The organism is Nocardia cyriacigeorgica (genome assembly GCF_010858045.1).
GTDB classification, from domain to species: domain Bacteria; phylum Actinomycetota; class Actinomycetes; order Mycobacteriales; family Mycobacteriaceae; genus Nocardia; species Nocardia cyriacigeorgica_E.
Genome location: NZ_JAAGVC010000014.1, coordinates 35,078 through 59,941, shown reverse-complemented (window position 1 = coordinate 59,941; position 24,864 = coordinate 35,078). Strand labels below are relative to the sequence as shown.

General features: G+C 67.9%; 24 protein-coding genes. 13 read left to right on the top strand and 11 right to left on the bottom strand.

Annotated elements, in window-relative coordinates; genetic code table 11:
* Positions 1-62: 62 nt before the first annotated feature.
* Positions 63-1,100, bottom strand: coding sequence for an LLM class F420-dependent oxidoreductase (locus GV790_RS15160; protein WP_163813996.1), 1,038 nt, complete (start codon positions 1,098-1,100; stop codon positions 63-65).
* 61 nt (positions 1,101-1,161) lie between these two features.
* Between GV790_RS15160 and GV790_RS15155 the strand changes: the two genes are divergently transcribed.
* Genes GV790_RS15155 through GV790_RS15135 form a run of 5 tightly spaced genes read left to right on the top strand, consistent with a single transcriptional unit; the run spans position 1,162 to position 5,740 of the window.
* Positions 1,162-2,178, top strand: a complete 1,017-nt coding sequence (locus GV790_RS15155; protein WP_375139393.1) for a Zn-ribbon domain-containing OB-fold protein — start codon at positions 1,162-1,164, stop codon at positions 2,176-2,178.
* 12 nt (positions 2,179-2,190) lie between these two features.
* Complete coding sequence (locus GV790_RS15150; protein ID WP_175585903.1) at positions 2,191-3,258, top strand: thiolase domain-containing protein; 1,068 nt, start codon at positions 2,191-2,193, stop codon at positions 3,256-3,258.
* Positions 3,255-4,424, top strand: coding sequence for a thiolase domain-containing protein (locus GV790_RS15145; RefSeq protein WP_163813995.1), 1,170 nt, complete (start codon positions 3,255-3,257; stop codon positions 4,422-4,424). Before GV790_RS15150 ends, GV790_RS15145 begins: the two co-directional genes overlap by 4 nt.
* Positions 4,421-5,296: a TIGR03619 family F420-dependent LLM class oxidoreductase gene (locus GV790_RS15140; RefSeq protein WP_163813994.1), complete on the top strand. Its 876-nt coding sequence runs from the start codon at positions 4,421-4,423 to the stop codon at positions 5,294-5,296. Before GV790_RS15145 ends, GV790_RS15140 begins: the two co-directional genes overlap by 4 nt.
* 15 nt (positions 5,297-5,311) lie before the next feature.
* Complete coding sequence (locus tag GV790_RS15135) at positions 5,312-5,740, top strand: nuclear transport factor 2 family protein (RefSeq protein ID WP_175585902.1); 429 nt, start codon at positions 5,312-5,314, stop codon at positions 5,738-5,740.
* 67 nt (positions 5,741-5,807) lie between these two features.
* On the opposite strand, the gene GV790_RS15130 is transcribed toward GV790_RS15135, so the two are convergent.
* A complete protein-coding gene (locus GV790_RS15130) occupies positions 5,808-7,079 on the bottom strand; it encodes a cytochrome P450 (RefSeq protein ID WP_163813993.1) in 1,272 nt (423 codons plus the stop codon).
* A gap of 187 nt (positions 7,080-7,266) precedes the next feature.
* Here GV790_RS15130 and GV790_RS15125 point away from each other — a divergent pair, with 187 nt between their 5' ends.
* Positions 7,267-8,430 carry a steroid 3-ketoacyl-CoA thiolase gene (locus tag GV790_RS15125; protein ID WP_163813992.1) on the top strand — a complete coding sequence of 388 codons (1,164 nt, stop codon included), beginning with the start codon at positions 7,267-7,269 and terminating at the stop codon, positions 8,428-8,430.
* 362 nt (positions 8,431-8,792) lie between these two features.
* On the top strand, positions 8,793-9,209 hold the full coding sequence (locus GV790_RS15120) for a helix-turn-helix domain-containing protein (protein ID WP_014348820.1): 417 nt from the start codon (positions 8,793-8,795) through the stop codon (positions 9,207-9,209).
* Positions 9,210-9,375: 166 nt separating this feature from the next.
* On the opposite strand, the gene GV790_RS15115 is transcribed toward GV790_RS15120, so the two are convergent.
* The 5 genes from GV790_RS15115 to GV790_RS15095 all read right to left on the bottom strand — a co-directional run bounded on the left by GV790_RS15115 (position 9,376) and on the right by GV790_RS15095 (position 14,696).
* Positions 9,376-10,410, bottom strand: coding sequence for a hypothetical protein (locus GV790_RS15115; protein WP_163813991.1), 1,035 nt, complete (start codon positions 10,408-10,410; stop codon positions 9,376-9,378).
* Positions 10,407-10,922 carry an ImmA/IrrE family metallo-endopeptidase gene (locus GV790_RS15110; protein ID WP_036532694.1) on the bottom strand — a complete coding sequence of 172 codons (516 nt, stop codon included), beginning with the start codon at positions 10,920-10,922 and terminating at the stop codon, positions 10,407-10,409. The genes GV790_RS15115 and GV790_RS15110 overlap by 4 nt, the downstream gene beginning before the upstream one ends.
* A gap of 6 nt (positions 10,923-10,928) precedes the next feature.
* Positions 10,929-12,302, bottom strand: coding sequence for a hypothetical protein (locus tag GV790_RS15105; protein ID WP_163813990.1), 1,374 nt, complete (start codon positions 12,300-12,302; stop codon positions 10,929-10,931).
* 603 nt (positions 12,303-12,905) lie between these two features.
* On the bottom strand, positions 12,906-13,817 hold the full coding sequence (locus tag GV790_RS15100; RefSeq protein ID WP_163813989.1) for an SDR family oxidoreductase: 912 nt from the start codon (positions 13,815-13,817) through the stop codon (positions 12,906-12,908).
* Positions 13,818-13,892: 75 nt separating this feature from the next.
* The gene (locus GV790_RS15095; RefSeq protein WP_163813988.1) at positions 13,893-14,696 is read right to left on the bottom strand and encodes an SDR family oxidoreductase; all 804 of its coding nucleotides are present in this window, start codon (positions 14,694-14,696) and stop codon (positions 13,893-13,895) included.
* Between the two features lie 60 nt (positions 14,697-14,756).
* Here GV790_RS15095 and GV790_RS15090 point away from each other — a divergent pair, with 60 nt between their 5' ends.
* From GV790_RS15090 to GV790_RS15065, 6 genes are all read left to right on the top strand, one after another.
* Complete coding sequence (locus GV790_RS15090) at positions 14,757-15,521, top strand: enoyl-CoA hydratase family protein (RefSeq protein ID WP_163814044.1); 765 nt, start codon at positions 14,757-14,759, stop codon at positions 15,519-15,521.
* A gap of 6 nt (positions 15,522-15,527) precedes the next feature.
* The gene (locus GV790_RS15085) at positions 15,528-16,403 is read left to right on the top strand and encodes a CoA transferase subunit A (protein ID WP_163813987.1); all 876 of its coding nucleotides are present in this window, start codon (positions 15,528-15,530) and stop codon (positions 16,401-16,403) included.
* Positions 16,400-17,209 carry a CoA-transferase subunit beta gene (locus tag GV790_RS15080; protein WP_178127946.1) on the top strand — a complete coding sequence of 270 codons (810 nt, stop codon included), beginning with the start codon at positions 16,400-16,402 and terminating at the stop codon, positions 17,207-17,209. Before GV790_RS15085 ends, GV790_RS15080 begins: the two co-directional genes overlap by 4 nt.
* Positions 17,206-18,300, top strand: coding sequence for an NAD(P)H-dependent flavin oxidoreductase (locus GV790_RS15075; protein WP_163813986.1), 1,095 nt, complete (start codon positions 17,206-17,208; stop codon positions 18,298-18,300). The genes GV790_RS15080 and GV790_RS15075 overlap by 4 nt, the downstream gene beginning before the upstream one ends.
* Before the next feature lie 197 nt (positions 18,301-18,497).
* Entirely contained in the window at positions 18,498-19,106 is a 609-nt protein-coding gene (locus GV790_RS15070) for a TetR/AcrR family transcriptional regulator (protein WP_163813985.1), read from the top strand.
* A 49-nt stretch (positions 19,107-19,155) separates the two neighbouring features.
* Complete coding sequence (locus GV790_RS15065; protein ID WP_163814042.1) at positions 19,156-20,310, top strand: acetyl-CoA C-acetyltransferase; 1,155 nt, start codon at positions 19,156-19,158, stop codon at positions 20,308-20,310.
* A 145-nt stretch (positions 20,311-20,455) separates the two neighbouring features.
* On the opposite strand, the gene GV790_RS15060 is transcribed toward GV790_RS15065, so the two are convergent.
* The 4 genes from GV790_RS15060 to GV790_RS15045 all read right to left on the bottom strand — a co-directional run bounded on the left by GV790_RS15060 (position 20,456) and on the right by GV790_RS15045 (position 24,836).
* Positions 20,456-21,823, bottom strand: a complete 1,368-nt coding sequence (locus GV790_RS15060; RefSeq protein WP_163813984.1) for an NtaA/DmoA family FMN-dependent monooxygenase — start codon at positions 21,821-21,823, stop codon at positions 20,456-20,458.
* 11 nt (positions 21,824-21,834) lie between these two features.
* Positions 21,835-23,040, bottom strand: a complete 1,206-nt coding sequence (locus tag GV790_RS15055) for an LLM class flavin-dependent oxidoreductase (RefSeq protein ID WP_163813983.1) — start codon at positions 23,038-23,040, stop codon at positions 21,835-21,837.
* A gap of 203 nt (positions 23,041-23,243) precedes the next feature.
* Positions 23,244-23,753, bottom strand: a complete 510-nt coding sequence (locus tag GV790_RS15050; protein WP_218586419.1) for a hypothetical protein — start codon at positions 23,751-23,753, stop codon at positions 23,244-23,246.
* A gap of 30 nt (positions 23,754-23,783) precedes the next feature.
* The gene (locus GV790_RS15045) at positions 23,784-24,836 is read right to left on the bottom strand and encodes a Gfo/Idh/MocA family protein (protein ID WP_163813982.1); all 1,053 of its coding nucleotides are present in this window, start codon (positions 24,834-24,836) and stop codon (positions 23,784-23,786) included.
* Positions 24,837-24,864 lie beyond the last annotated feature (28 nt).

Here is a 24,864-nt window from a genome sequence, read left to right as displayed (position 1 = left end):
CGATATCGTCGGCCGAAGTGCGGGCGGCAGCACATTAACCGCCCGCACTTCTGCAACATGTTCTACGAGCGGACGAGTGGTGCCAGTCGACGCAGCTGAACGAGATCGGCCACCGACACCAGCAGCATGGTGACCCCGGCCGCCTCCCAGACGCCGATCTGCTTGCGCACCTCGTCCTCGTTGCCGATGATCGTGGTGTCGAGCACCATCTCGTCGGGCACGGCGGCCGCCGCCTCGGCCTTGCGGCCGGCCTGGAACAGCGTGCCGATCTCCTCGACCTCGCGCTCGTATCCCATTCGGCGGTAGACCTGGGCGTGGAAGTTGAGTTCGGGCGCACCCATGCCGCCGATGTAGAGCGACATCACCCAGCGCAGTCGTTCGATCTCACTCGCCGGGTCGTCGGTGATGATCACCTGGGCGCTGGCGGCGATCTCGAAGGTCTCTCTGGTGCGGCGCGCACCCGCGCGGGCGAAGCCTTCGTCGAGCCATTCGTTGTACATCCCGGCCAGCCGCGGGGCGTAGTAGATGGCCAGCCAGCCGTCGGCGATCTCGGCGGTGAGCGCGACATTCTTCGGACCCTCGGCGCCCAGCCAGATCGGCAAATCCGCACGTAGCGGATGCACGATCGGCTTGAGCGGCTTACCGAGACCGGTGGCGCCCGGACCGGCGTAGGGCAGCGTGTAGTGCGGCCCCTCGCTGACCACCGGCGCCTCGCGCGCGAGCACCTTGCGGACGATGTCGACGTACTCCCTCGTCCGCTGTAGCGGCTTGGCGAACGGCTGCCCGTACCAGCCCTCCACCACCTGCGGGCCGGAGACGCCGAGGCCGAGGATGGCCCGGCCGCCGCTGAGGTGATCCAGGGTCAGCGCGTGCATCGCGGTCGCCGCTGGCGTGCGCGCCGAGAGCTGCGCGACCGAGGTGCCCAGCCGCACCCGGCTGGTGGACGAACCCCACCAGGCCAGCGGACCGAAGGCGTCCGAGCCCCACGACTCGGCCGCGAACACCGCGTCGAAGCCCGCCGCCTCCGCGGCCGCGACCAGTTCACCGACATGCGGCGGCGGTGCCGCACCCCAATAGCCGAGCTGCAATCCGAACCGCATGCCGGTCCCCTTTCTCATTGACTGCTTGCCAGCAGAATAAGAACCTGTTCTACTCGATATCGTGACTCATGGGAATACTGCACCCACGGCAATCACGCAGGATCGCCCGCCGGGATTGAAACCGAGCGACGTACTCAGCGCGCCGCTGCGAATGACATTCGACTACACCCGATCGGTGGGACCGACCATCGGAAAGTTCCTGACCGGTCTGCGCGAACGCCGCGTCGTCGGCGTGCGCGGTTCCGACGGCCGGGTCCTGGTGCCGCCGGCCGAATACGATCCGGTGACCGCCGATCCGCTCAGCGAGTTCGTCGACGTCGCCGACGTGGGCACGGTCGTCTCCTGGAGCTGGGTGCGTGATCCACTGCCGGGTCAGCCCTTCGACCGGCCGTTCGCCTACGCGCTGATCAAGCTCGACGGCGCCGACACCGCCCTGCTGCACGCGGTGGACGTGGCGAGCCCGGACCAGATGAGCACCGGTATGCGGGTTCGCGCGCGCTGGGCCGCCGAGACCACCGGCACCATCCATGACATCGCCTGCTTCGAACCCGGCGAAACCTCCACCGCCGGTGCACGAACCGGCGATTCGGCGGCCGAGCCGGTCACCATGCTGGTGACGCCGGTGGACATGAGCTACAAGCACACCGCCTCCCCGCAGGAGACGGTGTATCTGCGCGGGCTGAAGGAAGGCAAGCTGATCGGCGGCCGCACCGACGCCGGCGGCAAGGTCTACTTCCCGCCGCGTGGCGCCAACCCCACCGACGGCAGGCCCACCGACGACATGGTCGAGCTGGCCGATACCGGTACCGTCACCACCTTCTGCATCGTCAACGTGCCGTTCCTCGGGCAGCGGATCAAGCCGCCCTATGTGGCCGCCTACGTTCTGCTCGACGGCGCCGACATCCCGGTGCTGCACCTGGTGCTCGGCTGCGCGGCCGAGGAGGTCCGGATGGGCATGCGGGTGCGGGCGGTGTGGAAGCCGCGCGAGGAGTGGGGCTACGGGCTGGAGAACGTCGACCACTTCGAGCCCTCCGGCGAGCCGGATGCCGATTACGACACCTACAAGCATCACCTGTGAGAGGGCTCCCGAGTGACCATCACCGAGCGTTCGACCGATAACGCCACCGACATCGCCGTCGTCGGCTTCGCGCACGCACCCCATGTGCGGGAGACCTTCGGCACCACCAATGGCGTGGAGATGCTGCAACCGTGTTTCCAGCAGATCTACGACCAGCTCGGCATCACCAAGTCCGATATCGACTTCTGGTGCTCGGGCTCCTCCGATTACCTTGCCGGACGGGCCTTCTCGTTCATCTCGGCGGTCGACTCGATCGGCGCGGTGCCACCGATCAATGAATCGCATGTCGAGATGGACGCGGCCTGGGCCCTGTACGAGGCGTGGGTGAAGCTGCGTTCCGGGCAGGCCCGCACCGCGCTGGTGTACGGCTTCGGCAAGTCCTCCGCAGGCACCTTGCGCCAGATCCTGTCGATGCAGCTGGATCCGTATCTGGTGACGCCGCTGTGGCCGGATTCGCTGTCCATCGCGGGCTTGCAGGCCAGGGCCGGATTGGACGCCGGTCGCTGGAGCGAGCGGGATATGGCCGCGGTCTCGCAGGCGCGCCGGGCCGACGGCGCCTCCATTGACGACCTGCTGGCCGCGCCGTACGTGGCCGATCCGCTGCGGGAACACGATTGCGCCCCGATCACCGACGGGGCCGCGGCCATCGTGCTCGCGGTGGGTGACCGGGCCCGCGAACTGTGCGAGCGCCCGGCCTGGATCACCGGCATGGCGCATCGGATCGACTCGTCGATGCTCGGCGGGCGTGATCTGACCGTCTCGCCATCGACGCAGGCCGCCGCCGAGGCGGTGACCGGCGGCGACACCAGCGGTTTCGATATCGCTGAGCTGCACGCTCCGTTCAGCCATCAGGAATTGATCCTGGCCGAGGCGATCGGCCTGGACAAGCGCACCAGGATCAATCCCTCCGGTGGCGCACTCGCCGGTAATCCGATGTTCGCCGCCGGACTCGAGCGCATCGGCTTCGCGGCGCGCGAAATCATGGCAGGCACCGCCGAGCGCGCGCTGGCCCACGCCACCAGCGGGCCCGCGCTGCAACAAAACCTTGTGACCGTTCTGGATTCGGAGGCTGGCCGATGAGTTTCCCGGCTGCGGTGCTCGGCACCGGACAAACGCATCATGTGACGAAACGCAGCGATGTGTCGATGGCCGGCATGGTCCGCGAGGCCATCGACCGCGCACTGGCGGACGCCGACCTCACCATGGCCGATATCGACGCCATCGTCATCGGCAAGGCGCCGGACCTGTTCGAGGGCGTCATGATGCCCGAGCTCTACATGGCCGACGCCCTCGGCGCCCCGGGCAAACCGCTGCTGCGGGTGCACACCGCGGGTTCGGTGGGCGGCTCGACCGGCGTGGTGGCGGCCAACCTGGTGCAGGCCGGCGTGCACGAGCGGGTGCTCGCGGTGGCGTGGGAGAAGCAGTCGGAGTCGAATGCCATGTGGGCGTTGTCGATTCCGGTGCCGTTCACCATGCCCGTCGGCGCGGGCGCGGGCGGCTACTTCGCGCCGCACGTACGTTCCTACATCCGCCGCTCCAACGCCCCCGGCCATATCGGCGCGATGGTGGCGGCCAAGGATCGGCGCAATGGCGCCAAGAACCCGTACGCGCACCTGAAGCAGCCCGATATCACCATGGAGTCGGTGCTGGCCTCGCAGATGCTGTGGGATCCGATCCGCTTCGACGAGACCTGCCCCTCCTCCGACGGCGCCTGCGCGGTGGTCATCGGTGGCGAGAGTTCGGCCGCCGCGGTGGAAGCGGCGGGCAAGAAGGTGGCGTGGGTGCACGCGACCGCCATGCGCACCGAGCCCACCACCTATGCCGGTCGCGACCAGGTGAATCCGCAGGCCGGGCGCGATGCGGCCGCCGCGTTGTGGAAGCAGGCCGGCATCACCGATCCGCTCCGCGAGATCGACGCCGCCGAGATCTACGTTCCCTTCTCCTGGTTCGAGCCGATGTGGCTGGAAAACCTGGGCTTCGCCGCCCCCGGTGACGGCTGGAAACTCACCGACAAGGGCGAAACCGAGATCGGCGGCACCCTGCCGGTGAACCCGTCCGGCGGCGTGCTCTCGTCCAACCCGATCGGCGCCTCCGGCATGATCCGTTTCGCCGAGGCCGCCAAACAGGTGATGGGCCGGGCCGGCGCCTACCAGGTCGAGGACGCGCGCAGGGCGCTGGGCCACGCCTATGGTGGTGGCTCGCAGTACTTCTCGATGTGGGTGGTCGGTTCGGAGCGTCCGGCATGAAGTTCACCCTCGGCATCGCACTGAGCCCGCTCGAGCAGCTGCCCGAGCTGGCCAAGACCGCGGAAGAATGCGGGTTCTCCTCCATCGCCCTGCCCGATTCGCTGTTCTACATGAAGACTGCGGAGGCGAAATACCCCTACACCCCCGACGGCAGCCGCTTCTGGGGGCCCGAGACCCCGTGGGTGGATCCGTTGATCGGCGCCACCGCCATGGCCGCGGTGACCAGCCGCATCCGCTTCTACACCAATGTGCTCAAGCTCGGTTCCCGCAATCCGCTGCTACTGGCCCGCCAGGTCGGCTCGGTGGCGAATATGTCGGGCAACCGCTTCGGATTCGGCGTGGGCATCGGCTGGGCGCCGGAGGAATTCGAATGGTGCGGGGTGCCGTTCAAGCGGCGCGGTGCCAGGGTGGACGAGATGATCGAGGTCATCAAGCTGGTGCTCGGCGGCGGGATGGTCGAGTACCACGGCGAGTTCTTCGACTTCGATCCGTTGCAGATGAGTCCGGCGCCGACCGAACCGGTGCCGTTCTATATCGGCGGCCACACCGACGCCGCGCTGCGCCGCGCGGCGCGGGTCGGCGACGGCTGGACCTCGGCCATGATGAAGTTCGACCAGCTGTGCGAGACCATCGAGACTCTGCGGCAGTTGCGCGCCGAATACGGCCGGGCCGAGGAGCCGTTCGAGATCCAGGCGGTGTGCATCGACAAGTTCGGCCGCTCGGGCTATCAGGATCTGGCCGGAGCCGGCGTCACCGACGCGATCGTGGTGCCGTGGCTGATGGACGGCATCGGGTTCGACGGTGAGCTGTCGGCCAAGCAGGAATCGCTGCGCAAGTTCGCGGCCGCCAATATCGACGATCCGATCGTCTGAGCCGGAAGGGCAACCATGACCGTCGAGTCCTCCCCCATCACCGATCATCCGGCGCGCGCCGCGGGCCTGGCCTCACAGGCGGCGGTGCGGGCTCGCGATAAAAATGCCTGGTTGGAGCTGTTCGCCGAGGACGGCATCGTCGAGGATCCGATCGGGCCGTCCGGTTTCGATCCCGAGGGACGCGGCCACCACGGCCGCGACGCCATCGCGGCCTTCTGGGACAAAGCGATCGCGGCCACCGAATCGATCGAGTTCCTGTTCGGCGATTCGTTCGCCTGCGGTTCGGAGGTCGCCTTCACCGGCCTCATCCGCAGCACCCTCGGTGGGCATGTGATCGATGCCGAGGGCGTGTTCACCTACCGCGTCGACGAGGCGGGCAAGATCGCCGCATTGCGCGCGTATTGGGAGGTCGACCGGGCCATGAAGACGGCGCGACCGGCCTGAAGCACAGAAACGACGATGCCCCCTCGATCCATTCGATCGAGGGGGCATCGTCGTACGTGGACGGAATTCAGCTGCCGGTCTGCCCGGTGACCGGGCAGGTCTTGTAATCGACCGGGAATTCCTTGATGCCGTTGAGCCAACCCGAACGCAGGCGCTTGGCGTCGCCGAGCTTGCTGATATCGGGCAGATGATCGGCGATCGCGTTGAAGATCAGATCGACCTCGAGACGAGCCAGGTTCGCACCGATACAGAAATGCGCACCGGTGCCGCCGAAGGACAGATGCTGATTGTCCTCGCGCATGATGTCGAACTTCTCCGGATTCTCGAAGACGTCCTCATCGAAGTTGGCCGAGCGGTACAGCATGACCACCCGCTGCCCCTTTTTGATCTGCACGCCGCCGAGCTCCACATCTTCCAGAGCGGTGCGCTGGAACGACGTCACCGGGGTGGCCCAGCGGATGATCTCGTCGGCGGCGGTGGCCGGACGTTCCTTTTTGAACAGTTCCCACTGATCGGGGTGTTCGAGGAAGGCCATCATGCCGTGGGTGATGGCATTGCGGGTGGTCTCGTTACCCGCCACCGCCAGCATGATGACGAAGAAGCCGAATTCCTCTTCCGAGAGCTTGTCGCCATCGATATCGGCCTCGATCAACGTGGTCACGATGTCATCGGCCGGACATTTCTTGCGATCGGCCGCCATCTGGTAGGCGTAGCCGAGAATTTCCGCGGACGCCACCACCGGATCGGCGTCGTTGTCCGGGTCGTCGTAGCCGGTCATCTCATTGGACCAGCGGAAGACCTTCATCCGATCTTCCTGCGGAACACCGATCAGTTCGGCGATCGCCTGCAGCGGCAGCTCGCACGCGATCTGGGTGACGAAATCGCCGGATCCGGCCTCGGCGGCCGCCTTCACGATGCCTTCCGCGCGGGCCGAGAGCTCGGCACGCAGGCTGTTGATCGCGCGCGGGGTGAAGCCGCGGGAAATGATCTTGCGCAGTTTGGTGTGCTCGGGCGCGTCCTTGTTGATCAGGACGAACCGTTGCAGCTCGATCTGTTCCCGGGTGATGTCGTCGTTGAACCGCGGGATCGCGGTGTTCTCATAGGTGGAGAACACGTCGCTGCGCCGCGAGACCTCCTTGACGTCGGCGTGCTTGCTGACGACCCAGAATCCGTCGTCATGGAAGCCGCCCACTTCCGGTGGCTGTGGATTCCACCAGATCGGCGCGGCCCGGCGCAGCTCGGCGAATTCCTCGACCGGGACGCGGTGGGCATAGATTTCGGGATCGGTGACGTCGAATCCGTCCGGCAGATCGGGCCGGACCGTTCGAGGGGCTACCACCAGTGGCCTCCTTCAGAGAGTGCGCAACCAAGCCGAGCCGAGCACCAGGTGCATCCATCGACAACACTGGAACACGTTCTACAATTATTGAAGCACAGGCGGGAAAACTAGGAAAGAAACCGGACAGATCCGCCGGTGACAAGTGTCAAGAACACGTTTCAATTCTGTCCTCGAGGAAAGGTTGGAGATGGGTACACCCGTCATCGTCGAAGCCGCCCGCACCCCCATCGGCAAGCGTCGCGGCTGGCTGTCCGGCCTGCACGCGGCCGAGCTCATCGGCCTCGCCCAGCGCGGCCTGCTCGAGCGCGCCCATCTGGACCCCGCCCTCGTGGAGCAGGTCATCGGCGGATGCGTCACCCAGGCCGGCGAGCAGTCCAACAACGTCACCCGGGTCGGCTGGCTGCATGCCGGACTGCCCTGGCAGGTCGGCTGCACCACCATCGACGCCCAGTGCGGTTCGGCCCAGCAGGCCAATCACCTGATCGCCGGGCTCATCGCCACCGACGCCATCGAGATCGGCATGGCCTGCGGCGTGGAGGCGATGAGCCGGGTTCCGCTCGGCGCCAACGTCGGTGAGCACGCGGGCCCGCGCCGGCCCGCGTCGTGGAATATCGATATGCCCAACCAGTTCGAGGCCGCCGAGCGAATCGCCAAGCGGCGCGGCATCACCCGCGAAGACGTCGACGCGCTCGGCGTGCGCTCGCAGCGCCTGGCCGCCCAGGCCTGGGCCGAGGGCCGCTTCGATCGCGAGGTGCTCACCGTGACCGCTCCGGTCGCCGACAAGGAAGGCAACCTCACCGGGGAGAAGATGGAGGTCAGCCGGGATCAGGGTCTGCGCGAGACCACCGCCGAGAGCCTGGCCGGACTGAAGCCGGTACTCGAGGGCGGCATCCACACCGCAGGCACCTCCTCGCAGATCTCCGACGGCGCCGCAGCGGTGCTGCTGATGGACGAAAATGCCGCGCGCCGTGAAGGTTTGACCCCGCGCGCGCGGATCGTCACCCAGTGCCTGGTCGGCTCGGAGCCGGAGTTCCACCTCGACGGCCCGGTGCAGGCCACCACCCGCCTGCTGGAGCGTTCGGGTATGAGCATGAGCGATATCGATCTGTTCGAGATCAACGAAGCGTTCGCGTCCGTGCCACTGTCGTGGGCGTCGGTACACAAGCCGGATATGGACAAGGTGAACGTCAACGGTGGGGCCATCGCCCTCGGCCATCCGGTCGGTTCCACCGGATCCCGCCTCATCACAACGGCTTTGCACGAGTTGGAGCGTTCCGACAAGAGCATCGCAATGGTGCTCATGTGTGCCGGTGGCGCACTAGCGACAGGCACCATCATCGAGCGGTTGTAGGGCTTTCAACCAATTCCCTGGTGCAACTTGAACGTTCATCTCGGAGGCGGCAAAACGTGTCGTACGCCACACAAAGTCCGGTACAGAGGACTAGATGAGATGTCAGCTAACTTGCGGCTACCGCACGTCCGACCGGCAAGACCCCCGCGACGGGCTAGAACTTGCTGGCCGGACGGCTCCACAAGAGCCGTTGGTGGAACCCGCAAACGCCACGCTCGGAACCTCTGCACTGGATACCGACCTGGAAGCTTCAAGGAAATTCGGAATCAGGCGTAGGTTTTCAGTTACTGAGCCGCTAATATCAATGATACGTATCCGAGATAACGACTGTTAGTACAGCGAAGGGAATTGGGCGGCTCACAATGGCTGATTTCGCGGCGCGGCTGAACAAGCTGTTCGAAACCGTGCATCCCCCGGGGCGTAAGCCGCACACCAACGCGGAGGTCGCAGCCGCGCTGACGGCTTCAGGGCATCCGATCTCCAAACCGTACCTGTCGCAGTTGCGGTCCGGGCAGCGGACCAATCCGTCGGACGAGACGGTGGCCGCGTTGGCGAAGTTCTTCAAGGTCAAGCCCGACTACTTCTTCAACGACATCTACGCCGCCAAGATCGACCACGATCTGGAACTGCTGTCTCAGTTGCAGGGGTACGGGCTGCGTCGACTGTCCAGCCGGGCTTTCGACCTTTCCGAAGAATCACAGAATCTACTCACGTCCATGGCGGAGAAACTCCGGGCAAGTGAAGGTCTGCCCGAAGTTCCTCCGGACGGGACCGAATAGGCTCTCGCACACCACAACACAGTGCGGCCCTTCGGGTCGCACTGTGTTGTGTTATGTGATCGGCGCCCCGTCGCAGCGAATACTCGCCGGCGAGGACGGCTGAAAACCGCTGCCCCGGAGCGTGAGCCGCGCCGGGGCGACGGTCGAGCCGAAGGGTATCGCCGACTCAGGGCCGCGGCTGGGCGGCGGCCGGCTTCTTCTGCTGCTCGCGCGCAGTGGTGTCGAAGGCCTGCGCGATCGCACTGACCCAGCCACGCGGGCTCACTCCCTCGGGCGGCGCGATCCAGCGAGCGTCGACCACCACATCGCCCAGCGGGTTGCGCGCCCACCGCGCGACACGATCGGCGCGCTGGGTCACCGAGGCCGGCGGATCACCGGCCGAGACGAGCTGCACACCACCACCGGACTGGAGATAGAGCGCGTCCATGATCTGCGCCACCCGATCGGAGGCCTTCAACTGAGTGGAGGTGCCGCCCTGTTCGTGCGCCACCACCTCCGGGAAGCGCTTCACCATGACCCGGTGCAGCAGCTCGATGCGCCGCAACAGCAGCCGCGCGCGCACCCACAACTCGATGACGATCCACACCGCACCGAACGCGATCAGCAGGCTCGCGACCTGCCAGGCAGGCCAACCCCAGTCCGCCGCACCGGGTTTCGCGCGTGGTGCGTCGATGGCGACGCGCCGGATCTCCAGCACCGCGAGCACGGCCACCAGCGCGGTGCCCGCGGTATAGATCGCGATACCGCGCCCGAGCGCGGTCCAGTCCAGATTGCGCAGTCCGGTGACGACGATGAAAACCCCGCCGAGCGCGACGATCACCCAGCCGAACACGTGCGTCCAGGCCATGGTCGCGGCGGCCGCTGCCGCACCGACGGCATAGATGCCCAAGGCGATCTGACGCAGATTGCGCCGCGACACCACCGGCCAGGCCGCCGACGCCACCACCGAGGTGGCCGTGGTGAACAGCAGCCAGGCCGCGACGACGACGCCGTCGGACAGCAGGCCGGAAGGCACGCCTTCCGGTAGCAGGTTGTCGACCGCGAGCCCCACATCGGGAATCGCCACGGTGGCGGCGAGCGCGACCGCGGCGACCGCGATCACGATGGCCACCCGGGCCGTGGTCGCGGGCTTGACCAGCACCCGGCCCACCCGCGCACCGGCTGCCATCCAGACCAGCATGGCCGTCAACCAGAAGGTCATCCGAGAGCCTCATCGAATCGAAGGACCGAGACGCCCGCGCCCCGGTTGTTGAATACGCGCAGTCGTGTCATCAGCATCGCGGCGAAGGTCTCGGCCTCCCATTCGGCCTGCTCGTCTTCGCCGTCGTCGACGATCTGCTGGTGGGCGCGCTGGCTCAGCATGTAGGCGATCAGATCGTCGCTGGCTTCCAGCGTCACCTCCGGCGCGGGCGCACCCTCGTGGTCGAACACGATGTGCCCGAGCTCGTGGGCGAGGGTGTGCTCGCGGCTCGGCAGTGCGGTGGCCAGCACGATCACGTCTTTGTCCGGATAGAAGCGACGCTGACCGCAGACACCGGGGCCGAGGTCGGCGTCGGCGATCTCGATCATCCGTTTGCGTTCGGCGGCGATGGCGAGCACCACCTCGTCGAGGGTGGTCGCGTCGAAATCGGCGGCGACCGCGCAGACCGCGTCCACGGCCGCGGCCACCCGGCGGTAGGACCGCGAACCGCTCTGCGCCTTACTCTGTGTCATCGCCGATCACCGACCCGTTCCGAAGAATTCGGCGCGCGCGGCATCGATGCGTGCCTGTGCCGCCGAGGCACTCTGGAAGCTCACCGCGCCCGATCCCGCACCGGCCAGGGTCAGGGCGATCAGACCGCCGATCACCGTCAGCACCTTCGGCTCGGGCAGACCGTCCTCGGCGCTGGTGTTGCGCACATCGGGATCCGCCGGCGCGGCCGAGACGGGCGGAGCCGCGGGAGCGGGCGCCGCCGCGGCGGGCGGTGCGGGGGCGGCCGCCGGAGCAGGCGGGGCAACCACCGGCAGGGCCGGGACACCGGGAACGACCGGCGCGAGGGCGGGCGGTGCGATCGCGGGCGGCGCGGGCACCGGCGGAATGGCAAGCGGCGGCAGCGCGGGCGCCGGCGGCACCGGCGGAATGGGAAGCAGCAATAAGAGCAGAGGCGAGGCGGAACCGACCGCGGCCGAGCCGACGGCCGCCGATCCGACCGCGGCCGAACCCGTTGCCGCCGAACCGAGTCCGGCCGCGCCCAGCGCCGCCGATCCGACGGCCGCCGAGCCGGTACCGAGCACCCCGGCACCGGCCGAACCCACCGCGGCCGAACCGGTACCGAGCGCGGCCGAGCCGGTGCCGAGAGCGGCCGAGCCGGTGCCGAGAGCGCCGATACCCGCCGAACCCACTGCGGCAGAGCCGGTTCCGAGTGCACCGACCCCGGCCGAGCCGACGGCCGCCGAACCGGTGCCGAGGGCAGCGCCGAGGCCCGCCGAGCCGGTGCTGAGAATCACGCCGAGAGCGGAGGATCCGCCGCCGAGCACCACGCCGAGTCCGGCCGAGCCCGCCGCGGCTGAGCCCGCTGCGGCCGAACCGGCTCCGGCCGAACCGGTTCCGGGGCCTGCGACGTCGGTGGGTTCGATACCGGCATCGATCGGTGTCTGCCGTCCGGGGATGGACAGCGGCTGCCATTCGTCTGCGTCGCTTTGCGCGGGCGCCGCGCCAATGCCCTCCGCGCCGGGGTTGTTATCCGTCGCGGTCGGCCCAACTCCGTTGCCGGCGTTCGCGTCCGCGCCATGATCGGCGTTCGCGCCCGCACCGCTGCCGGTGTTCGGCAGCACGCCATTGCCCGCGTTCGCACCCGGACCTCGGCCCGCGTTCGCGCCGGGACCGTTGCCGGCATGCGCGCCATTGCCCCCGTTCGCACCCCCAGCGCTTCCGGAGTTGGGCACGCCGCCGATGATCGGCGGGTTCGGATTCCCGTTGCCCGGATTCGGGGCACTGTTACCGCCCTGACCGGAACCACCCGGCTGGGCCTCGGCCGCTACCGGCCCGAGTAGTCCGAGGCAGCCGACGGCCCCCGCTACCGCGAGCACACGGGTGAAGCGACCACTGGCCATGCGACGGCCTTCCCCTCATAGAGACTGCGCAAATCCTCGCCCGGCCATACGCACAACCCGGACTCCAACAACGGTTGCCCATAGTAAACCGTCGGCTTCCCGGCGCGCAGCGGTACCGCCCGCTCAGCGGCGGCGATCGACCGGGCATTCCCCTCGCCTGGACGACGTAAACCACGTCCGCCGAGGTCTGCGCCCTGCCGTGGGTGCGTCCACGTGGGCGACCTTACGGTCGGTTTGCTGGCGGTAGCCTCGCGGAAGAGCCCGGCATCCACCGACGTGAGAGCCGCCACACCGGACCGCGGCCTACTACCGGGCGGCGCCGCAGGAGCTCGATCGTTTGCGAGCAGAGGCGCTCGCCGGGTCGCCCTCGTGGTGAGCGCCGCCGAAGCCGACGGATCTTCCGCGGCGAACACACCCCGTGCCGAGAGCAGCCGAGGTTCGCGAGGGTCTGCCGCAGGTGCGATCGGCCCAGCTCGCCGCCACCCGGTGCCACGGGCGCGAGCTGTCAGCGGGCACGCCGAAGCCCGCGGCCCGGTTCCGACGCGAAACGGCGGCGCGAGTTCTCGACTCGCGCCGCCGTTCGGAAGGCTGAAGTCAGCCGGATTACGCGCCGTAGACCGGTTCGGGCGTATTGGCCTTGGCGAGCAGGTCCGCCACCACCGGGCCGAGTTCGGCCGGGTCCCAGCGGGCGCCGCGGTCGACGGGAATGCCGTGCCGCCAGCCCTCGGCGACGGCGACCTTACCGCCTTCGACCTCGAACATGCGGCCGGTCACGCCGGCGGATTCGGCACTGCCGAGCCAGACGACCAGCGGCGAGACGTTCTCCGGCGCCATCGCGTCGAAGCCCTCCTCGGGCGCGGCCATATCTTCGGCGAAGACGGTCTCGGTCATCCGGGTGCGCGCAGCGGGGGCGATCGCGTTCACGGTGACGCCGTAGCGGGCGAATTCCGCCGAAGCGGTGAGGGTCAGGCCCGCGATGCCCGCCTTGGCCGCGCCGTAGTTGCCCTGGCCGACGCTGCCCTGCAAGCCGGCGCCGGAGCTGGTGTTGATCACGCGAGCGTCGACCGGACGTCCGGCCTTGGACTCACCACGCCAGTACTCGATGGCGTGGCGCATGGTGGCGAAGTGACCCTTGAGGTGGACCCGGATCACGGCGTCCCATTCCTCTTCGGACAGGTTGACCAGCATCCGGTCGCGCACGAAGCCGGCATTGTTGACCAGCACGTCGAGCCCGCCGAAGGTGTCGACGGCCTGGCGGATGAGCCGGCGCGCGCCTTCCCAGTCGGCCACGTCGTCGCCATTGGCCACGGCCTCGCCGCCCTGCGCGCGGATCTCGGCGACGACCTGCTCGGCCGGTGTCTCGCCGGTATCGGCGCCGTTGAGCGCGGAGCCCAGATCGTTGACGACCACCTTGGCGCCCGCCGCGGCGAACGCCAGCGCGTGCGCGCGGCCGATGCCGCGGCCGGCGCCGGTGATGATCACGGTACGTCCGGCACAGATCCCATCGGTTTCCATCGTGTTCCTATCGTCTTGCTCAGCGGTCGGGGTGGGCGATCAGGCCGGGGCGCGGCGCTGATCAGGTCTGGTCGGTCAGGGCTTGGGCGCGCCGTTGGGGGCGGCGGTGTTGACGGTGGCGGCGTCCAGGAAGGCCGGGCGTTCGCCGCCGCCGTGCACCTCGAGGGTCGCCCCGCTGACGTAGCCGGCCAGCGGTGAGGCGAGGAAGGCCACGCAGCGGCCGACGTCTTCGGGCCGGGCCAGCCGCCCCAGCGGGATGGTGGCGCCGACCGCGGCCACCCCGTCGGCGTCGCCGTAATGCAGCAGGCTGAGTTCGGTCTCCACCGGGCCGACGACCACCGAGTTCACCCGGACCTTCGGCGCCCACTCCACCGCGAGCGAGGCGGTGAGACTGTCGACGCCGGCCTTGGCCGCTCCGTAGGCCGCGGTGCCCGGTGACGGGCGATGCGCGCTGACGCTGGAGATATTGACGATCGTGCCGCCGTCGGGCTGGGCCTGCATCACCGCGTTGGCCAGCTGCGAAACCAGCAGCGGTGCGAGCAGATTCAGCTCGACGATCTTGGCGTGGAATTTCGCGCTGGCGTCGGCGGCAAGGGCGAAGGGGGCGCCGCCCGCGTTGTTGACCAGATGGTCGAGGCGGCCGTGCCGGGCGATGACGGTGTCGATCAGCTCGCGTACCGCGTCACCGTCGCGCACATCGCATGGCAGGAATTCGGCCTGCCGTCCCTCGTATTCCACCGGGGCGTCACCGGGGCGGCGTGCGCAGGCCAGCACGGTCGCGCCCGCGGCGAGCAGGGCCCGGCTGACGCCCGCGCCCACCCCGCGGACACCGCCGGTTACCAGAACGACGCGTCCGGACAGATCGATTTCGAGTGCCACCGTGCTAACCTACCAAGCAATTGCTTGCTTAGCCAAGGTTCGCTCACGATGGGAACTGCAATGGGGATCAACCGTCACACCGAATCAACCGGCATCACCGTCATCACGGTCGACTATCCGCCGGTCAACGCCATACCCTCGGACGGCTGGTTCGCTCTCGCCGACGCACTGCGCGAGGCAGGCCGCGATCCGGAGACCAAGGTGGTGGTGCTGCGCGCCGAGGGCCGCGGGTTCAACGCCGGCGTGGACATCAAGGAGATGAACGCCGACACCGGGCACACCGCGCTGATCCGCGCCAATCACGGCTGCTTCGAGGCCTTCGCCGCCGTCTACGACTGCCAGGTGCCGGTGATCTCCGCGGTCAACGGCTTCTGCCTGGGCGGTGGCATCGGCCTGGTCGGCAATTCCGATATCGTCGTCGCCTCCGACGACGCCACCTTCGGCCTGCCCGAAGTCGACCGCGGCGCCCTCGGCGCGGCCACCCACCTCGCCCGGCTGATCCCCCAACACCTGATGCGGGCCATGTTCTACACCGCGGGCACCCTCACCGCGCAGCAGCTGCACCACTACGGCTCGGTGCTGCACGTGGTGCCGCGCGCCGAACTCGACGCCACCGCGATGGACGTCGCCAAGAACATCGCGAACAAGGACGGCCGGGTGATCCGCGCCGCCAAACGCGCCCTCAACGGCATCGACGTGCAGGACGTGCACCGCTCCTACCGCTACGAGCAGGGCTTCACCATGGAGCTCAACCTCGCCGGTGTGGCCGATGAGATCCGCGCGCGTTTCGACGACGATCTGGCCGCACAGAAGAAAGGGAAGTAGAAACCCATGCGCGACAAGCACATGACGCTCGACGAGGTCGTCGGCGAACTGCGCAGCGGAATGACCATCGGCCTCGGTGGCTGGGGGTCACGGCGTAAGCCGATGGCCCTGGTCCGGGCGCTGCTGCGGTCCGATATCACCGATCTGACCGTGGTCACCTACGGCGGCCCCGATCTGGGCCTGCTGTGCTCGGCGGGCAAGGTGCGCAAGGCCTACTACGGGTTCGTCTCGCTGGATTCGGCACCGTTCTACGACCCCTGGTTCGCCAAGGCGCGCACCGAGGGCGCGATCACCGTGCGGGAGATGGACGAGGGCATGGTCAAGTGCGGTCTACAGGCCGCCGCCGCCCGCCTGCCCTTCCTGCCGATCCGCGCCGGTCTGGGTTCGGCCGTGCTCGACTTCTGGGAGGGCGAGCTCAAGACGGTGCAGTCGCCCTACCCCACCGACGGCAAGACCGAGACGCTGATCGCGATGCCCGCGCTGAACCTGGACGCCGCGTTCGTGCACCTTGATCTGGGCGATAAGCACGGCAATGCCGCCTACACCGGCGTCGACCCGTACTTCGACGATCTGTACTGTCTGTCGGCCGAGCGCCGCTACCTGACGGTGGACCGACTGGTCGACACCGAGGAGCTGGTGAAAGCCGTTCCGCAGCAGTCGATCATCCTCAACCGGATGATGGTCGACGGCGTGGTGGAGGCCCCCGGTGGCGCGCACTTCACCTTCTCCGGCAGCTACGGCCGCGACGAGAAGTTCCAGCGCCACTATGTGGAGGCCGCCAAGACGCCCGAATCGTGGGCCGAGTTCAAGGCGCGCTACCTGGATGTGTCCGAGGACGAATACCAGGCCGCTGTCCGTGCTTTCGCCGAGGAGCAGAAATGACCGAGAACATCACTGCATCGCAGAGCGATACCGTGGGGGGCGGTGGTCGGGCGACGGGCGAGCCGATTACGCGGGCCGAGGTCTGCGTCGTCGCCGCGGCCGAGATCTTCCGTGGCGCGGGCGAGAGCATGGCCAGCCCGATGTCCACCATCACCACTATCGGTGCCCGGCTGGCGCGGCTGACCTTCGAGCCGGATCTGCTGCTGTCCGACGGTGAGGCGCTGCTGTTCGCCGAGGTGCCTGCGATCGGCGGCAAGGCGCCCATCGAGGGCTGGATTCCGTTCTCCCGGGTCTTCGATGTGGTCGCCTCAGGGCGCAGGCACGTGGTGATGGGGGCCAATCAGCTGGACCGGTACGGCAATCAGAACCTGTCCGCGTTCGGCCCGCTGCAACAGCCGACTCGGCAGATGTTCGGTGTGCGCGGCGCGCCCGGCAACACCATCAATCACGCCACCAGCTACTTCGTGCCGCGGCACAACAGGCGGGTGTTCTGCGAGACCGTCGACATCGTCTCCGGTATCGGCTACGACAAGATCGATCCGGATAATCCCGCCTTCCGGTTCCACCATCTGCATCGGGTGGTGAGCAATCTCGGCGTCTTCGATTTCGGCGGGCCCGGCCGCACCATGCGGGCGCTGTCGCTGCATCCGGGTGTCACCGCCGATGAGGTCGCCGAGAATACCTCGTTCGAGATCGCCGAGCTGGGCGAGGCGGGCGAAACGCGGCTGCCCACCGAGGAAGAGCTGCGGATCATTCGCACCGTGCTCGACCCGAAGGGCATTCGCGAGAAGGAGGTCTCGTCATGAGTCCACGGCTGCGGACTCCGCTGACCGAACTCGTCGGCATCGAGCATCCGATCGTGCAGACCGGCATGGGCTGGGTGGCCGGGCCGCGGCTGGTCGCGGCCACCGCCGAGGCCGGCGGGCTCGGCATCCTGGCCTCGGCCACCATGACCTACGACGAGCTCGAGGCCGCGATCGCGAAGACCAAATCGCACACCGCGAAACCGTTCGGCGTGAACATCCGCGCCGACGCCTCCGACGCCGGTGAGCGCATCGACCTGCTGATCCGGGAGAAGGTGGCGGTGGCGTCGTTCGCGCTGGCGCCCAAGCAGGATCTGATCGCGAAACTGAAAGATGCCGGGGTCGTCGTGATTCCGTCCATCGGCGCGGCCAAGCACGCCGTGAAGGTGGCCTCGTGGGGCGCCGACGCGGTGATCGTGCAGGGCGGCGAGGGCGGTGGGCACACCGGTCCGGTCGCCACCACGCTGCTGCTGCCCTCGGTGCTCGATGCCGTCGATATCCCGGTGGTCGCCGCAGGCGGCTTCTTCGACGGCCGTGGCCTGGCCGCCGCCCTCGCCTACGGTGCCGCGGGCATCGCGATGGGCACCCGCTTCCTGCTGACCCAGGAAAGCCAGGTCCCCGACGCGGTGAAGCAGGAATACCTGAACCGGCACCTGCAGGACACCGTCGTCTCGCTCAAGGTCGACGGCATGCCGCACCGCGTGCTCAACACCGAACTGGTGCAGCGCCTGGAGCATTCGGGCAACTGGCGCGGTCTGACCGCCGCGGTCGCCAATGCCGCGAAGTTCAAGTCGATGACCGGCATGAAGTGGTCGACGATGATCCGCGACGGCCTGGCCATGCGCAAGGCCAAGGACCTCACCTGGTCCCAGGTGATCATGGCGGCTAACACCCCGATGCTGCTCAAAGCCGGTCTGGTAGAAGGTAATACCGAGGCGGGCGTGCTCGCCGCGGGCCAGGTCACCGGCATCATCGACGACCTGCCCACCTGCCAGGAACTCATCGACCGCATCGTGCGCGATGCGGTCGCGCGGATAGACACGATCGCCGCGCTCACCCAGGACGCCCGGGCGACCCCCGGCGCGTCGACGTAACCGAGTCAGCTCGGTCGACGGTCGGGCGGTCTCCCCTCGCGGGAGGCCGCCCGACTTCATTTCTTGGTCCATGCCGCTCCGTGCGGCGGCGCCGCGGGGGGCTGTGCGCATGGATCGCGGCGGCGCTACGAGCCCGCTGATCGTTCAGGCGGCCGGCCACCCTTCCCCAAGCAAATGCTTGGTTGTATTATGGCCGGGTGACCGCACCCGACCCGTCCAAATCAGCCCGGCGCAACGAACTGCTCGGATTGGCGGCCGACCTGTTCGCCGAGCGGGGTCTGCGCGCCACCACCGTCCGCGATATCGCCGATGCGGCCGGAATCCTATCGGGCAGCCTGTATCACCACTTCGATTCCAAGGAATCGATGGTCGACGAAATCCTGCGAGGCTTCCTCGACGACCTCTTCGGCCGCTACCGCGACATCGCCGCCGCCGGTTTGAGCTCGCGCGACACTCTCGAGGCGCTGGTGCTGGCCTCCTACGAGTCGTTCGACCGCTACCACGCCGCCGTCGCCATCTACCAGGCCGAGGCCAAACGCCTGCGCGGCGTCGAACGCTTCACCTACATCGACGAATACAACAAGGAATTCCGCGCGCTGTGGCAGCAGGTGCTCACCCAGGGCGTGCGCGACGGCAGCTTCCGGGCCGAACTCGATATCGAACTGGCCTACCGGTTCCTGCGCGACACCGTCTGGGTGGCGGTGCGCTGGTACACCCCTGGCGGGCCGATCACCGTAGACAACCTCGCCAAGCAATATCTGACCATCGTGCTCGACGGGCTGACCGTGCCCGGGCACACCACGTAGGAGTCTGAACATGTCCGAACCCTCCGGCTCGCGCCGCCCCTACACCCCGCTGCGCGAGGCGTACGTGATCGACGCGGTGCGCACCCCGGTCGGCAAGCGCGGCGGCGCCCTGGCCGGCGTGCATCCGGCTGATCTCGGTGCCGCGGCCCTGCGTGGTCTGCTCGACCGCAACCCCATCGATCCCGGTGTGGTGGATGACGTCATCGTCGGCTGTGTCGACAACATCGGCCCGCAGGCAGGCAATATCGGCCGCACCGCGTGGCTCGTGGCCGGCTACCCGGAGGAAGTTCCCGGCGTCACCGTCGACCGGCAGTGCGGATCCAGCCAGCAGGCCATCAACTTCGGCGCGCAGGCCATCATGAGCGGCACCGCCGAGGTGATCGTCGCCGGCGGTGTGCAGAACATGAGCGCCATTCCGATTTCGGCGGCCATGCTCGCGGGCAAGGAGTACGGCTACGACTCGCCGTTCGTCGGTGCCCAGGGCTGGGATCACCGTTACGGCACCGGTGAGGTCTCGCAGTTCCACGGCGCTCAGCTGATCGCCGAGAAGTGGGGCATCAGCCGCGAGGACATGGAGCGCTGGGCGCTGCGCAGCCATGAACGCGCCCGCCACGCCATCAAGGAGGGCCGTTTCGATCGCGAGATCGTTCCGGTCGGCGATTTCTGGATCGATCAGGGCCCGCGCGAGACCAGCCTGGAGAAGATGGCCTCGCTGCCCGCGCTCGCCGAGGGCAGCCCGCTCACCGCCGCGGTGGCCTCACAGATCTCCGACGGCGCCAGCGCCACCCTGCTGGCCTCGGATTGGGCCGTCCAGGAGTACGGCCTGACCCCCCGCGCCCGCGTCCACCACGTCAGCGCCCGCGGCGCCGACCCGATCTTCATGCTCAGTGCGCCGATCCCGGCCACCAAGTGGGCACTGGAGAAGACCGGCCTGACCATCGACGATATCGACGTCATCGAGATCAACGAGGCCTTCGCCCCCGTCGTGCTCGCCTGGCTGAAGGAGACCGGCGCCGACCCGGAGAAGGTCAACGTCAACGGCGGCGCCATCGCCCTCGGCCACCCCCTCGGCGCCACCGGCGCCAAACTCTTCGCCACCCTGCTCAACGAGCTGGAGCGAATCAACGGCCGCTACGGCCTGCTCACCATCTGCGAGGGCGGCGGCACGGCCAACGTCACGATCATCGAGCGCCTGGATCGCTGAACCCACTTGTGCCGACGGCCGTTTGTCTGATCCAACGGCCGTCGGCGCAATCCGCGATCGTTCCGCTGCCGCGGTGCCCCAGCCACCGAATATCTTGGTGCGCAACCAGTTCTGTGCAGCCTCGGCCAGCCGTTGCCCGGCGGGTTCAGCCGCGCGCGGCGACCTTGCCGGACTCGTAGAGATTCGGCAGGCCGAGATTGTCGCGCAGGGTGGTTCCGGTGTATTCGGCGCGCAGCGCACCACGCTCCTGCAACAGCGGCACCACCCGGTCCACGAATTCGTCGAGACCGGTGGGCACCAGGTGGGAGCCGAGGATGAAACCGTCGGAGCCATCGTTCTGCACGAAATCGTCGATCTGCTGGGCGATCTGGTCCGGGGTGCCGACCAGTGGTCCGCGTTCGAATTGATCGATCACGACCTCACGCAAACTCAGCTTCTTCTCCTCGGCGACCGCCCGCAGCTTGGCTGCCGTGGCGAACCGATCCTGATACACGAACGCCTTGCCCTGGATGATCGGCGGCGCTTGTGGATCCGGTTCGATATCGGGCACCGGGCCGTCCGGATCGTAGGCCGACAGATCGCGGTTCCAGATCTGCTCCAGCAGAATCAGCGCGGTCTGGCCGGTGACCTGCTCGTCACGGATGGTGTGGTACTTCTCGATGGCCTCGGCCTCGGTGTCACCAAGTACGAAACTCGCCGAGGGCAGGATCTTGATGTCGTCGGCCGAGCGTCCGGCCGCGACCGCGCGGGCCTTGATGTCGCGGTAGAAATCGGCGGCCTCGGGGAGTTGGCCGTAGGGGGAGAAGATGGCGTCGGCATTGGCGGCGGCGAAGTCACGGCCCTGCGGTGAGACACCGGCCTGCAACGTCACCGGACGGCCCTGCGGGCTGCGCGGCACGGTGAACCGGCCGGCGATGTCGAACTGACTGCTGTGCACGGCGAACGCGCCCGCATCCGATCGGGCCAGGTAGCGCCCGGATTCCCGGTCGGCGACGATATCCCCGGCCGCCCACGAATCCCACAGCGCGCGCACCGCTGCGACCGTCTCCTCCGCCCGCGCGTACCGCTGCGAACGGTCCAGATACCCACCGCGGCGGAAGTTCTGGCCGGTGAACGCGTCGAACGAGGTGACCACATTCCACGCGGCGCGCCCGCCGGACAGATGATCGAGGCTCGCGAACTGCCGTGCCAGCTCGTAGGGCTCGTTGAAGGTGGTGTTGATGGTGCCCGCCAGACCGAGATGTTCGGTGACGGCGGCGAGCGAGGCGAGGACGGTGAAGGTGTCGGGCCTGCCGATGATGTCCTGGTCGAAGATCTTGCCCGCCCGTTCACGCAGCGCGAGCCCTTCGGCGAGGAAGAAGAAATCGAACCTGCCGCGTTCGGCGGTGCGGGCGGTGTGCTCGAACGAGCTGAATTCGATCTGGCTGCCGGCCTGCGGATCCCACCAGGAGGTGTGATGGTTGACGCCACCGAGGTAGGCGCCGAGGATGACCTGCTTGCGTTGGGTGCTCATGGTGACCTCGTTCAGGCGACGGCGTAGCGGTTGGGGACGGTTGTGGACAATCCGAGCAGGGCACGCAGTGAGCCGCCCGGATACTCGGTGCGGGCCAGGCCGTGGTCGCGCAGAGCCGGGACCACCTGGTCGGCGATGGCGTTCAGGTCGTCGACGGCCACACCCGGGCGTAGCCGGAATCCGTCGACGCCCTGCTCGCTCCAGCGCGTCAACAGCTGCGCCAGCTGCTCGGCGCTGCCGGTGAAGACGGCTGCGTCGGAGCTGAATTCGCTACCATCCCACTCGTCCAGCCGAGCCAAACGCGCCGCGCCGGTCTCGGTCTCCGAATCGAGGAAGACGACCAGATCCGCGAACACCCTCAACCGTTCACCGGTTCGTCCGGCAGCGGCATCCGCGATTTGGGTGAGGACAGATGAAGGGCCCGCCTCGAGATCAGGGGTGACGAACACCAGATCAGCGGCTCGCGCGGCGAACTCGTAGACCACCGGATGATGCGCCAGCGCCGTCACCACCGGCTGGCCCTGCGGCGGGCGCGGCGTGATGGACGGTCCACGCACCGAGAAGAACCGGCCCTCGAAGTCGATGTAGTGCAGCTTGGCCCGGTCGATGAACCGCCGGTTGGGGACGTCACGGATCTCGGCGTCGTCCTCCCAGCTGTCCCACAGCCTGCGCACGACCTCCACCGCATCGCTCGCCTCGTCGAACAACTCCACGACCGAATCCGGCAGGGCGGCCCCGGTCCTCGCGCGCGCCAACTCCTCGGAGGTGAGTGCTCGAATCTCGCGCCTGCCGAAATGGCCCGCCTCGGTGGCCGAGCCGGACACCTTCACCTGCCATCCCGCCCGGCCCTGCGAGGTGTAATCCAAGGTAGCGAGCGCTTTCGACACATGGAACGGCTCGGTGTGCGTGGTGGTGACGGTCGGGATCAATCCGATATTGCTGGTCGCGGGAGCCAGCCGCGCCGCGATCAGATGTGCGTCCAGCCGGCCGCGCACCCGATCCACTCGATCACCGAACTCGTGCCGTTCACCCGGCACCGTGAAACTGTCCTCGATGGTGAGGAAATCGAGCCGCGCCCGCTCCGCCACACCGGCCAGATCCACCCAGTACCCGGCATCGAACAATTCCGCCGGCCGCGAGTTCGGCTCCCGCCACGCCGCCGGATGCCACCCGGCCCCGTCCAGCGCGACCCCGAGATGCAGAGGTTTCGATGCCATCGTTGTCCCGTCCTACGAATACGCGAATGATCTACTTCGCCAACGTAAGAAAGTGAACGTTCATCGACCAGGGTTCCGCTGAGCATGATCCGAAACCTGCCAGCCCCTCGGAGTGTTGGTAGCTGAATCGCTGTGATGGATAGAGCCGACGTCGTGGTGGTCTTGCCGCGACCGAGTTGAACGCGGGAGCCGAGTTGCGCTACCTACAACTGGTACGGGTCGAGCAGCGTGACCGGTGTGTGCGCGACTTCCAGTGCCGCATCGGGAAATTCAGGGCCGGCGCGGTAGAAGCGAGCTCGGGTACGGCCTACCGGCTCCAGGATGTGGGCGCGAACCAGATCTCGCAAGTCGCGTTGGGCTTGTTGCAGGCTCAGGGCTTCACTGTGCTCGTAGCGAGTACGGCGGACGCGGCCGGACATGGCAACGTCATGGAGGGCGGTGACGAGGCGCTGGTCGAGGCGCCGCTCATCGGCGAAGTCGGCCAAAATGTCCCACACTCGGCCGGATCGCTCCAACCTCGCGTGCACGGTTTGAGCTTGCTGGTGATAGGCGGTCAGATTGAACCGCACCCATTCGGATACATCTTGATCCAGCCGATACGTGCTACCGCGACGGCCGAGGACCTGGTAGTACTCCCAGGTATTGCCGGGCCGCCCCAGCCACGCCTCGATCGAGAAGAACTCCGGCGCGAGCACACCTTCACGAGCGATCATCAAGGTCTGCAACGACCGCGCCGACGGCCGTTACACGGATACGTCCGGGACCAGAACTGGCTGCGACCCGCGCGCCAGCGACTCCGCGCCCGCCACTCCGACCAGCGACGCCGCGACCGCCGGTCGTACCGGAATCAGCGGTGCCGCGCCGTGTTCGACGGCGGCGTGGAAACCCTCGAGCAGGGCGACGGTGCCTTCGGCCATCGGGTCGACTGGCTCGTTGTCGACCTGGTAGGGGCGCGGGCGGCGGATTTCCTCATGAGCGCGGCCGTCGGGCCGAGCCCAGCCTTCTGAGCGCACTCGCACCGACCAGGCGCTGTCGCCCGAGGTGCGCAGCGATTCTGCGAGGCCGTGGGCGCCCCGTACCGAGATCCAGCTCCAGTGGCTGTCGGGTTCGCCGGCGAGGAAACCGTGGCGGGCCAGAGCGAGGGTGCCATCGGAGAGGCGGATGGTCAGGACGACGGCGGCCGGACGATCACCCGGCCCGACGGGGAAGGCGCTGACCTCTACCGGCCAGGCGCCGGTGAGGTTCAGCAGTGGGGAGACGGTGTGCGTGCAATACGCGGTGGGCGCGATACGTCCGCGCCAATGGGCCGGGTCGCCGATGAGTGCGGCGGTCTCACGCGGCGAGAGGCTGTGCAGGTAGTCCGCCTCTACCACAGTGATAGCGCCGAGCTCGCCGGATTTTACCGCCTCGCGGAGCAGCCGGGTGTGCGGATGGAATGCGTAGTTCTCGGCGAACGAGTACGTCGCCGTCGAACGCTCGGCCGCCGCGATGAGTCGGCGCCCCTCGTCCTCGGATGTACAGGCCGCCGTCTCCGACAGCACGTGGATTCCGCGGTCGAGGAACGCGATGGCCAGCTCCGCGTGGGCATCGAAATCATTGGCCAGGATGACACCGTCGATGCCGGCGTCGAGTAATTCGATCCAGTCTCCACTCGCCTCGGCCGCCGGGAACGTCGCGTGCGCGGCGGCCAGACGTTCCGGATCGCGATCACAGACGGCGGCCACCTCGAACCCCGTCCGTGCGGCCCACTCCGCCATATACAGTCCCCGCAGCAAACCCACGACCCCGATGCGCATTCATGTGGAATTACACGCGAGAGCGGAT